At 74.8% G+C, this 11,532-nt stretch carries 7 protein-coding genes; 2 read left to right on the forward strand and 5 right to left on the reverse strand.

The features are described 5' to 3' along the window. Positions 1 to 130 precede the first annotated feature (130 nt). Positions 131 to 2,068, forward strand: a complete 1,938-nt coding sequence (locus AB0399_RS29210; RefSeq protein WP_366413384.1) for an IclR family transcriptional regulator C-terminal domain-containing protein — start codon at positions 131 to 133, stop codon at positions 2,066 to 2,068. An 82-nt stretch (positions 2,069 to 2,150) separates the two neighbouring features. On the opposite strand, the gene AB0399_RS29215 is transcribed toward AB0399_RS29210, so the two are convergent. From AB0399_RS29215 to AB0399_RS29235, 5 genes are all read right to left on the reverse strand, one after another. Beyond that, a complete protein-coding gene (locus tag AB0399_RS29215; RefSeq protein WP_366413385.1) occupies positions 2,151 to 2,948 on the reverse strand; it encodes a FadR/GntR family transcriptional regulator in 798 nt (265 codons plus the stop codon). A 122-nt stretch (positions 2,949 to 3,070) separates the two neighbouring features. Continuing rightward, entirely contained in the window at positions 3,071 to 4,528 is a 1,458-nt protein-coding gene (locus AB0399_RS29220) for a benzaldehyde dehydrogenase (protein WP_366413386.1), read from the reverse strand. A 46-nt stretch (positions 4,529 to 4,574) separates the two neighbouring features. Further along, positions 4,575 to 6,488, reverse strand: a complete 1,914-nt coding sequence (locus AB0399_RS29225) for a thiamine pyrophosphate-dependent enzyme (protein WP_366413387.1) — start codon at positions 6,486 to 6,488, stop codon at positions 4,575 to 4,577. 474 nt (positions 6,489 to 6,962) lie between these two features. Further along, complete coding sequence (locus AB0399_RS29230) at positions 6,963 to 7,916, reverse strand: NADP-dependent oxidoreductase (RefSeq protein ID WP_366413388.1); 954 nt, start codon at positions 7,914 to 7,916, stop codon at positions 6,963 to 6,965. A 9-nt stretch (positions 7,917 to 7,925) separates the two neighbouring features. Next, positions 7,926 to 9,590, reverse strand: a complete 1,665-nt coding sequence (locus tag AB0399_RS29235) for an MFS transporter (protein ID WP_366413389.1) — start codon at positions 9,588 to 9,590, stop codon at positions 7,926 to 7,928. A 470-nt stretch (positions 9,591 to 10,060) separates the two neighbouring features. Here AB0399_RS29235 and AB0399_RS29240 point away from each other — a divergent pair. Then, a partial coding sequence (locus tag AB0399_RS29240) for a right-handed parallel beta-helix repeat-containing protein (RefSeq protein WP_366413390.1) occupies positions 10,061 to 11,532 on the forward strand: 1,472 nt, incomplete at its 3' end.

Consider the following 11,532-nt stretch of genomic DNA (forward strand, 5'->3'; position numbering starts at 1 on the left):
GGCCCGGTGCGGCTTGGTGCGGCCTCGTGCGGCCTCGTGCCAGGAGACCCGCGCCGCGAAATCCCCTCGGCACCCGCCCCCGCCCGTACCGTCCCGACCCCCGTCCCGACGTCCCTCGTGGAGCCCGCCGATGCCCCGTCCCACCGCCACCGCCGAGCCGGCTCCGCCACCCGCGGAGGCCGTCGGCCCGCTCATCCGCGGGCTCGCGGTGCTCCGCGTGCTCGGCGCGACCGACGGCCGGCGCTCGGTGGGCGACCTGGTCCGGGACACCGGCCTGGCCCGCTCCACCGTCGACCGGGTGGTCAGCACCCTCGCCAGGACCGGATACCTGCGCGTCGAGGGCCGGGACGCCGTCCTCGCCCCGCGCCTGATGGAACTGGGCAACGCCTACCTGTCGGCCTGCGGGCTGCCGGACCGGCTCGGCCCGCTCGCCGACGCCCTCGCCGACCGGCTCGACGAGTCGGTGTCCCTCGCCGTCCCCGACCGGGACGGGGTGCGCTTCGTCGCCCAGGCCACCCGGCGCCGGGCCATGTCGCTGGTCTTCCGGATCGGCGACCTGCTCCCCGCGGAGTGCGGCGCGCCGGGCGCGCTGTTCGCCGCCGAGTGGACCGGCGCGGACTGGGAGCGGTGGCGCCGGGGTCGCGCCGCCGACCCGGCCGGCAGCCGCTTCCCCGCGGTGCCGCCGTACCCCGCCGCCGACGCGGCCGGTTCCTTCGACCGGCGCGCCGCCGACGCGCGGCGGCAGGGCTGGTCGGTGGACGACCAGCTGATCGAGCCCGGCCTGGTCGCGATCGCGATGCCGGTACGGGACGGGAGCGGCCGCGCGGTGTGCGCCGTGAGCGTGGTCAGCCACACCAGCAGGCACAGCGCGCGGTCCCTGGGCAAGGCGGTGCTGCCCCGGTTGCGTACGACGGTCGCCGCGATGGAGGCCGCGCTGTCCGGTACGGCCGAGGCCGGCGAAGGTACCGAGGCGGGTGGGCTAAGCAAAAGTACCGAGGCGGGTGCGCTCAGCGGCGATGCCAAGGCGGGTGCGCTCAGCGGCGATGCCGAAGCGGGTGCGCTCAGCGAAGGTACCAAGGCGGATGCGCTCAGCGAAGGTACCGAGGCCGGTGCGCTCAGCGGCAATGCCGCGTCCGGTGGGCCCGCCGAACAGGCCGAACAGGCCGTGCGCGGCGGACCTGCCGAGCCTGCCGCTCCCCCGCCGGACGGCCCGGCACCGGACGGCCCGGCCCCGGAAAGCCCGGCCCCGGCCGCCTGGACCCGCGCCTCCAAGCAGGAACTGGGCCCGGAGTTCGTGGAGTCCCTGGCGCGCGGGCTCACCGTACTGACCGCCTTCGACCGCGGCCCCCGCGCCGCGCTGCCGCTGACGGCCGTCGCCGAGGCCACCGGCCTGGCCCGGGCCACCGCCCGGCGCTCACTGATCACCCTGGAGCACCTCGGCTACGTCGCCCACGACGGACGGCTCTTCCGGCCGACCCCGCGCGTCCTGGAACTGGGCTTCGCGCACCTGTCCCACCTCGCCCTCCCCCAGATCGCCCAGCCGCACCTGGTCGCGCTCGTCGGGCAGGTCCGCGAGTCCGCGTCGATGGCCGTCCTGTCCGGCGACGACATCCAGTACGTCGCCCGCGTCCCCACCGTGCGGATCATGAGCGTCAACATCACGGTCGGCACCCGATTCCCCGCGTACGCCACCTCGATGGGCCGGGTGCTGCTGTCCGGGCTGCCCGCGGCCGAGCGGGCGCGGCGGCTGGCGGGCGCGGACCTCAAGCCGCTCACCCGGCACACCGTCACCTCGGCGGACCGGCTCGCGACCGTCCTCGACCTGGTCGAACGGGAGCGGTACGCGCTCGTGGACGAGGAGTTGGAGGAGGGCCTGCGGTCGATCGCGGTACCCGTACGCGACCGCGCCGGGCGCGTCGTGGCCGCAGTGAACGTCTCCATGCACGCCGCCGGCGGCACCGCCGAGCAGGCCACGACCGACCTGCTGCCGCCACTGCGGCAGGCGGCGGAGCGGATCACGGCAGACCTGCGGGTCGCCGGGCGCTACGGGCGGCTCGCCCGGGAGTGAGGGCGCACGCGCGGGAGTGCTCACGCACGTGAGTGAGGGCTCACGCCCGAGGCTGCGGTCCGCCCCCCGATCCGCCCGCGGGTCACCTCTCCTCCGGCTCCCCGCCGCTGGTCAGCAAGGACGCCATCAGCTGGGAGAACCGCGGGTCGGAGGAGGTCATCTCGTCGCCGCGCCGGGACTTCTGGATACGGTCCACCACCCGCTGGTGGTACTCCTCCACCAGCTCCGCCGCGGCGTCCGCGTCGCGCCGCTCCACCGCCTCCACGATGTCCATCCTGGCCCGGTGCAGCGTGCCCGCGATCCGTTCGAGCTTCCCGCCCGACATCTCGACGGCGAGCCCGATCTGCACCTCGGTGATGAACCGGCACAGCGAGATCAGCAGCGGGTGGTGGGAGAGTTCGGCCAGCGCGTGGAAGTAGTTCTTGAGCTTCGCCGCCGCCTCCTCGACGCTGTCGGCGTCCAGGTCCGCCGCGCGCTCGGCGGCTTCCCGCAGCCGGGCGACCTCCTCGTCGGTGGCGCGCTCGGCCGCGAGCCGGACCGCGTAGGTGTTGAGCACCGCGAGCAGCCCGAAGACGTCGCGGGCGTTCATGTTGCCGAACTGCACGACCGCCGCGATGGACACGGCGATGAGCGTGTCGCTCTGCGCCGTCACGGTGCTGCCGCTGCCGTTCCTGGACGAGACCAGGCCCATCGCCGTAAGCACCCGGATCGCCTCGCGGATGGTCGGGCCGCTGACGCCGTACTGCGCGGCGAGGTCGCGCTCGGACGGGAGTTTCGCGCCGTGCGGCAGCGCCCCGCTGAGGATCTGCCCGCGGAGGTCTTCCAGGATCTGGTCGGCGACCCGCTTCCGGTAGATCTTGCCGGGCTGGTTCATGGTCATCCTTGGCCTCTCCGCGGCGCCAATCATCCTGTGAGCTTGATGTCAAGGCTAACAGGGCGCATCGCCCCGCGGGCGGCCCGGCGGTCAAGTCCCGCTCCCGCCGGGCCCTTTCGGCGGCCGGCTCAGAAGGGGTACTGCGCCGCCTCGCCCCGCAGCGTGATCCACCGCGTCTCGGTGAACGCGTCGATGTTGGCCGCGCCCCCGAACCGGGCGCCGGTGCCGGAGCCCGCGACGCCGCCGAAGGGCGCGACCGCCTCGTCGTTGACGGTCTGGTCGTTGATGTGGACCAGGCCGGTGGGGATGCGCTCGGCCAGGGCCAGGCCGCGCATCACGTCGCGGGTGAGGATGCCCAGCGACAGCCCGTAGGGGCCGTCCGTCGCCAGGGACACCGCCTCGTCCACGTCCCCGAAGACGCGGACGGGCGCGACCGGGCCGAAGACCTCCTCGGTGTAGGCGGGCGAGGAGTCGGTGACGCCGGTCAGGACCGTCGGGCGGTAGAAGAGGTCCTCGTAGGTGCCGCCGGCCGCCACCGTGGCTCCGCCCTCGACGCTCGCCCGCACCATCCGGTGGATCTTGTCGCGCTGACCCGCGTCGATCACCGGGCCCAGCGCGACCGGGTCCTTGGCCGGGTCGCCGACCGGCAGTTGCTCGGCCTTCGCCACCAGCCGCTCGGTGTACTCGGCGGCTATCGACTCGTGGACGAGGTGGCGCCCGGTGGTCATGCACACCTGGCCCTGGTGGAAGAAGGAGCCCCAGGCGGCGATGGAAGCGGCCCGCTCCAGGTCGGCGTCGGGCAGCACGATCAGCGCGGAGTTGCCGCCCAGTTCCAGGTGGGCGCGCTTGAGGTGGTGCGCGGCGGCCGCGCCGACCTTGCGGCCGGCCGCGGTGGAGCCGGTGAACGAGACGACCCGCACCCGCGGGTCGGCGACGAGCGCCTCGCCGGCCTCCGCGCCACCGGGAACCAGCCCCAGCACGCCCTCGGGGAGGCCGGCCTCCTCGAACACCCGCATGATCGTCACACCGCCGCCGACCGCGGTGCGCGGGTCCGGCTTGAGCACCACCGCGTTGCCCAGCGCCAGCGCCGGAGCGACCGAACGGATGGCCAGGATCAGCGGGACGTTGAACGGCGCGATCACCCCGACCACCCCCGCGGGCACCCTGCGCGCCATGCTCAGCCGCGGCTCGGCGGACCGCAGCACCTCGCCGGCCGGCTGCGAGGCCAGCGCCGCCGCCTCGTAGCACTCCTGGGCGGCCGTGGACGTCTCGAAGGCGGCCTTGCCGCGGACGCTGCCCCCCTCGCGGATCAGCCACTCCTGGATCTCGTCGGCCTTCGCCAGGAACAGGTCGCCGGCCCGCCGCAGCACCGCGGCCCGTTCGGTGTACGGCAGCCGCGCCCAGCCCGGTTGGGCCCGCGCGGCCGTGCGGGCGGCACCCGCCACGTCGTCGGCGTCCGCGTGGCCGATCCGCTCCAGGGTGTCGCCGGTCGCGGGCTCGGTGACGGCGCCGGTGCCGCCCGACGCGGCCGTCCAGCCGCCGATGTTGATGTTGCCGGACCAGGTCGCGGGGTGCAGAAGAGGCATCACGACAGCTCTTTCTGTGCGGGTGGAGAGGGAGGGAGAAGGGCGGTCACGGGCGGAACTCCGGGTCGGGTACGACCACGACTTCGAGGACGACGGGTTCGGTACGGGAGTACAGCGTGGGCACGATCTCGTCGAGGGCCGAGAGCAGTTCCGGATACCGCGTGACCGTCCGGGCGGGGCACCCGAGTGCCACCGCCATGCCGCTGACGCTCACTTCGCCGAACGCGGGCCAGGGTGCCTTGCCCCCGTGCTGCTCGGCGAGCCGGTCCATGATCGCGTACCGCCCGTTGGCGAGGACGACGAAGACGACACCGACACCGTAGTGCGCGGCGGTCCACAACGACTGGATCTGGTACAGCGACGAGCCGTCGCCGACCACCGCCACCACCGGGCGGCGCGGCTGCCCCATCCGCAGCCCGACGGCCGCGGGCATGGCGAAGCCGAGGCCGCCCATGGCCGCGCTCAGGAAGCCGAGCGGTCGCCGGGCCGGCAGCAGCGCGTGCAGGTCGGGCCGGGACGACGGGGTCTCCTCCACGATCACCGTCTCGACCGGCAGCCGCCCCGCCAACACAGCCAGCACCTGCGCGGCACGCAACGGCCCACCGGAGCCAGGAGAGTTCGCGACGGCGGGCGAGGCCGGCGGGGTCGGCTCGGCCGGCGTGATCAGCGGGGTAGTCGGGTTCAACGCGTCAGGCACGCTCGGCCCACCCGAGGCGCTCGACACACTCGGCACGTCCACCCCGGCCGACGAGTTCAACGCGTCCGACACGGTGGACGCACCCCGCGAACCCAACGCTTCCCGCACGCTCAGCACATCCGCCGAGCGCGGCGCGTCCAGCACGTCAGGCACACTCGGCACGTTCACCGCTTCCCCCGAGTTCAGCGGCTTCGCCGCTTCCCGCTCGGAGTGCGGCGCCAACTCCCCCGTGGGCGGCCCCGTGGGCGGGGGCGCGTGATCCGGCGCGCGGCCGTCGCGGGGCGGGACGCGACGGGCGAGCCGGTCGCAGAAGTCGGGCAGCGGGGTCACCACCGCCAGGTCGGCCGGCGCTCGGTGCGCCTCGTCGGGGTCGTCCGTGACCACCGCGACCCGCGTACCGGGCCCCGCCAACGGCCCCTGCCCGTAAGGGTATTGCCGCAGGAAGGGAGCGCCGACGACGAGCAGCAGGTCGTACGGCGCCAGGGCCTCGCGCAGCCGGGCGCGGGCGGCGGGCAGGTGGCCCGCGAACAGCCGGTGGTCCTGCGGGAACCCGGCCCGCGCGCCGAACGGCTCCTGCCAGACAGGGCAGTTGAGGCGCTCGGCGAGCGCGGTCAGCGCTGCCCACGTGTCGGCGCTGTCGGCGCCCGCCCCCACCACGAGCGCGGGGTTGCGGGCCCGCGCCGCGAGCGCGGCGACCTCGGCGACCGCCGCCGGGTCCGCGGTGGTGGCCCGGCGCAGGACGGCGGGCGCGGGCACGGGCAAATCCTCCGCGGGCTCCGCCCAGTCGTCCATCGGCACGATGACCAGCGCCGGGCCGCGCCCGGCACGGGCGGCGTGCACCGCCCGGCCAACCGCTCCCGGCACGTCCTGGGCCCGCGCCGGGACCGCCACGCTCACCGGGTAGTCACCGGCGAGCCCTTCCAGGCGTCCGGCGAGGAACGGCTCCTGTGCCAGGTGCCGGCGGTCCTGCTGGCCGACGAGGACCACCAGCGGGGCCCGGTTGGCCCGCGCGGTGGCGAGCGCGCCCACCGCGTTGCCCAGCCCGGCCGTGGTGTGCAGCAGGACCAGCGCCGGCTCGTCGCGGGCGATCGCCCAGCCCGTCGCCGCCCCGACGACCGAGCCCTCGTGCAGCGCGAGGACGAAGTGCAGGTCCTCGGGGAGGTCGGTCAGGAACGGCACCTCGGTCGAGCCGGGGTTGGCGAACATCGTGGTGAGCCCGTGCAGGCGCAGCACGTCGAAGGTGGCGTCACGGACGGTGGGCATCGCGGCAGCACTCTCTGGTCGAAGGGACGGACCAGGACCTGTCGTCCGGGTCCGCGTGGAGCGGGGTACGGTGCCCGGCGCGTGCGGACACCACGCGGAACGGGCGGTGCGCGGCGACGCGGGGGACGCGCGCGCCGCCCGACGATGCGCCGGGCGGCCGCCCTCCCACGGCGAGCCGGCGGATACGCTCGGGCGTCCCGCCGCCATCCCGACGCCCGACGGCGACCCCGCGGACGCCTGTGCCGGTCACCACCACGCGGAGCCGACCCGCGGCGACGGCACGGGAGACGCGCCCGCCGGATGCCCCGCCGCCAAGCCGCCTCCCCACGGCGACCCGACCCACCGGGCGTACCCGGCACGCGCCTTCGCCCGGCGACGCGCCCCCGCGGAGGCCCGTACGGCAGGCCGCGGCCACCCCGAACGTGGCCGCCCCGACCATCGCGACGCGGGCCGTCCGCGGCGCCGGTTCGCCGGTCACCCGCTGATCCGCACGGCCAGTTTGCCCACCGCGCCGGCGGCGAGCGCCGCGAAGGCCGCGTCGATCCGGTCGAAGTCGTACGCGGCGGTCACCGGCGATTCCCGCGGACCGTCCTGCGCCAGCTCGGCGAGCCGATCCAGCAACTCCGCGTCGACGCGCGGCCGTACGTTCACCGCCGGGATGCCGTGCAGCGACTGCGGGTCGGCCGCGCGCAGCGTGGACGCGGCCCGGCCGCCGGCGGCCAGCGTCGCCGTGACGAGCGGGGCGAACGCGGCGGGGTCCCGGTCCACCAGGTCGATCACGGCCGTCACCCCCGCCGGGTGCCGGTCCCGTACCGCCGCGGCGACGTCCCCGGCCGACCAGTCGACGGTCTCGGCGGCGCCCGCGGCGCGGACGTGCCGTTCCTCGGCGCCGGGCCGGGCGGTCGCGACCACGCGCACGCCCCGGGCGGAGGCGAACCGGGTCGCGAAGCTGCCGACCCCGCCGCTCGCCCCGACCACCAGCAAGGTGTCCGCCTTCCCCACCCCGACCGCGTCGAGGCAGGACAGCGCGGTCACGCCGGCCAGGCCGAGCGCGCCCGCGGTCAGGTCGTCCAACGCGGCCGGGATCACGGCCAGTTGCCCCTGCGGCACGGTCACGTACTCGGCGAACGCGCCGGACCGTACGGTGTCCGCGTGCAGCAGGCCGAACACCCGCTCCCCGACGGCCGGTCCGGTGACGCCGGGGCCGGTCGCGGCCACGACGCCGGCGAAGTCGGTGCCGAGGACGGCGGGGAAGGCGTACCGCTTGTAGCGTCTGGCGCGTCCGGCGGCGATGTTGGCGTCCAGGGGGTTGACCGAGGAGGTGCGTACCTCGACCAGGACCTCGCCCTCGCCGGGGGTGGGCCGTTCGACGTCGGTGATCCGGGGGCGGGCGTCGAAGCCCGTGAGTTGGTAGGCCCGCATGCGCATGGTGTGCTCTCAGTCCTTGATCCGGCGGGTGGTCTCGGCGGTGGCGTCCTCGCCGGCACGGGGTGGCTCGGCCGTACGGCGCGGCTCGGCCCTACGGCGCGGCTCAGCCGTACGGGATGACTCGGCCGTACGGGATCGCTCGGCCGGGGCCGCCCGCCTGCCGCCGAACGGCGCCTCCTTCAGGGCCATCGCCACATCGTGCGGGTCGCGGTCGCCGCCCTCCGGGACCTCCCGGCTGCCGCGCTGCTTGGTGCGCACCAGTCCCACCGCGGCGACCAGCGAGGCCGCGAACGCCATGCAGGCGGGGATCATCAGGCCCGCGGACACCGCGTCGGCGAAGTTCCCGCGGTTGTCGGCGAGAGTGGAGAAGAAGACCGAGGTGGCGATGGGGATGCCGATCGCCGAGCCGATCTTCACGCCCACCTGGTAGGTCCCGCCGGCCGTGCTCGCGTCGGTCCTGGGGATGTCGTACAGGCCCAGGCTCTGGTTGGAGGAGATGACGAAGCCGGCGCCGAGCCCGCAGACCAGCAGGCCGGGCGAGAGCACGAAGACGATGTGGCCGCCGTCCCAGTTCAGGCAGGCCAGCGAGGTCGCGGCGAGTCCGGCCGTCATCATCAGGCACCCGGCCACGATCATCCGGCGGCCGAAGCGCGGCACCAACCGCCCGCTGATCAGCGCCCCGGACATCGAACCGACCGGGAAGAGCACGGTGCCCAGCGAGGAGTGCAGGGCGGAGTAGTGCAACCCGGCCTGGAAGTAGAGCTGGAGCAGGATGAAGATCGGCGGGAAGGCGGCGTAGAAGAAGAGGCAGGTGACGAAGGAGAAGGTGAAGCTGGGCAGCACGAGCAGCCGGGGTTTGATCATCGGGTGCTCGCCGCGCCGGTCGAGGGCCCGCTCCCACAGCACGAAGGCGGCCAGCAGGACGGCGCCCACGCCCAACAGCCACCACGGCGGGGTGACGCCCTTGTCGCCGTTCTCGGCGAGCGGCAGCACGATCGCGACGAGCGCCAGGCCCAGCAGCGCCATCCCGCCGAGGTCGACCCGGCCGTGGCCCGCGCCCTTGTGCGGGGTCTGCGGCAGCCGCCGGTAGCCGAGGACGAGGGCGACCAGGCTGATCGGCATGCCCAGCAGGAAGACGTAGCGCCACCCGTCGTGGTGGCCGAAGCCGTCGACGGTCTGCCCCGCGATCAGCGGACCCCACGCGGTGGACATGGCCACGATAGCGGCGTACACGCCGAACGCCTTGCTGCGGCCCCTGCCGGTGAACATCTGCTGCATCAGCCCGATGACCTGCGGGATCACGATGCTGCCGGCCACCCCCATGGCGAAGCGGGAGCCGACCAGCCAACTGCCGTCCGGTGCCAGCGCGCAGGACAGCGAGGCCAGCAGGAAGAGCACCATGCCGATGACGAACATCCGCCGCCGGCCGAAGTCGTCGCCCAGCCGCCCGGCGGGCACCAGGGTCACCGCGCCGGCCAGCGAGAATCCGGCGGTCGCCCAGGTCACCTGGGTCGGCGACATGTGCAGGGCGGTCTGCATGGTCGGGAGGATCGCGTTCATCATGCTCGTGTCGAACATGACCATGAACGCGCCGACGAGACCTATCGACAGGACCCGCCACCGTCCGGGGTCGGGTTGCCCTGTCGCGGTCATCGCTGATGCCGTCGTTGCCATCGGCTCTTGTCCTTTCGGTTCGTTCCTTGGCTCGACGCGTACGGCCGCCGGTCGGCATTCGGCTGTCAGCCAGGCGCGGGCACCGCGTTCCGAGGGTTTTCACGCATCGCCGTGCGTGAAGGGAGATGACATGGAGGTGAGTTGACGTGGACTGGCGTGGACGGACGTGAACTGGCGTGCACGGACGTGAACTGGCGCGCCGCCTGTCCGCGTGCGGCGACGCCCTGACGCTGAACGGTCCTCTGCATCCCGTCGTGGACCCGGCCGAGCAACCCGAGCCATGGCCAAGGAAGCTAGCTTCTAGGTAGGTAAGCGTCAAGGACTCTTGCACGCTTCCGCGCACTTCTCATCTCCGGCACAGATCCCGCCGCGTCGCGTCCGGGCCGCGGCGCCCTCCCGCGCCTCGCGCCGCCGGCCGGGAGGGGTCCCGAAGGGCATCTGCTCTGCTCGGGTCATCCGAGAGGAGCGCCATGCCGGCCACCGTCCACGTCTCCCGCTCCAGGCGCGGCGCCTACCGATCGATCGGCGCCGCGCTCGAAGGGACCCGCAAACGCCCGCTGTCGGTGCTGATCGAGACCGGGACGTACCAGGAGGCGCTGACCGTCACCGGCGACGTCGAGTTCGGGGCGGTCGGCGGACCGGTCAGCATCGTGGCGGCGGAGGGCACCACCGCCACCTGCTCCGGCACGGTGGTCTTCCGCGGCCTGTCGCTGACCAACTACGCGGGCACGGTGCTGCACTGCCACAGCGGCAGCCTGACCGTCGAGAACTGCGAACTGCGCGGGCTGGGGAAGACCGGCGCGAGCCTGCGGGCCGAGCACGGCACCGGCGTGACGATGCGCGGGTCGACGGCGCGTTCCGGGCCGGTGTACCTCACGGGGGCGTCGGGGGTGCTGGAGGACTGCGAGCTGCTGGCGTCCCGGACGAACGGCGTGTGGGTCAAGGAGGGCGGCTCGCTGCGGATCTCCGGCGGGGCGATCACCGACCCCTCGGGCCACGGCGTCCGCGCGGAGAGCGCCACGCTGCGGATCAGCGGCTGCACCCTGACCGGCACCGGCAGCGCGGCGGTGGTCGTGTCCGACGACTCCCGGCTCACCATGACCGACACCGTCGTACGCGACGCGCACAAGTCCGGCGTGGACGTGATGCAGCAGTCGCAGGCCGAGATCGGCGACTGCACGATCGAACGGTGCGAGCGCGGGGTGTGGGCGACCGACGGCAGCACCGTGGAACTCTCCCGCGTGACGGTGGCCGACGCCCGGGTCAGCGCCCTGACCGTGAACACCCGCAGCAGGGTCGAGGCGACGGACTGCGAGAGCCGCGGCGCGGTCCGCTACGGGCTGTACCTCGGCGGAGGAGGCATCCTGACGGCGCGTCAACTGCGCATCCAGGGGAGCGAGATCGGCCTGTGGCTGGAGGAGGGGCGCGGCGAGGTCACCGGCCTGCGGCTGTCCGGCGCCGACGTGGGGGTGCGGGTCGGGCAGGCGATGTCCGCGCGGATCACCGACGGCCTGCTGACCGGCTGCGGGCAGGGCGTGGACGCGCCGAAGGGCCGGGCGCTGCTGGAGCTCACCGGCACCACCGTCGAAGGACCGCGCCGCGAGGGCGTCTCGCTGGCGGGCGACGCGCGGCTGACCGCCCGGAACTGCGAGGTCACGGGCGCCGGCGGCACCGGTGTCCTGCTGTCCGGGTCGGCCCGGCTCGACGCGACGGAACTGACGGTGCGCGACGGCGCCGCGGCGGGCGTGCGGGGCACCGGGACGGCCCGGCTGACGCTGCGCGACAGCGTCCTGACCGGCAACGCGGGCGGGGACCTGGCCGTCGAGGACGACTGCGTGCAGGAGGTCATCGGCTCCACCGCGGGCGGGCGCCCTCTGCCGCCGGGGGCGGCGGGGGCGGCGGGGGCGGCGGGGGCGGCGGGGGCCACGGGCCGGCCCGCGCC

It is taken from the genome of Streptomyces sp. NPDC088194, assembly GCF_040702025.1.
Taxonomy (GTDB): Bacteria; Actinomycetota; Actinomycetes; order Streptomycetales; family Streptomycetaceae; genus Actinacidiphila.

Bases quoted from the DNA above. Each gene is read 5' to 3' on its own strand.
- AB0399_RS29210 (WP_366413384.1), top strand. From the start codon at position 131: ATGCCCCGTCCCACCGCCACCGCCGAGCCGGCTCCGCCACCCGCGGAG.
- AB0399_RS29215 (WP_366413385.1), bottom strand. From the start codon at position 2,948: ATGACCATGAACCAGCCCGGCAAGATCTACCGGAAGCGGGTCGCCGAC.
- AB0399_RS29220 (WP_366413386.1), bottom strand. From the start codon at position 4,528: ATGCCTCTTCTGCACCCCGCGACCTGGTCCGGCAACATCAACATCGGC.
- AB0399_RS29225 (WP_366413387.1), bottom strand. From the start codon at position 6,488: ATGCCCACCGTCCGTGACGCCACCTTCGACGTGCTGCGCCTGCACGGG.
- AB0399_RS29230 (WP_366413388.1), bottom strand. From the start codon at position 7,916: ATGCGCATGCGGGCCTACCAACTCACGGGCTTCGACGCCCGCCCCCGG.
- AB0399_RS29235 (WP_366413389.1), bottom strand. From the start codon at position 9,590: ATGGCAACGACGGCATCAGCGATGACCGCGACAGGGCAACCCGACCCC.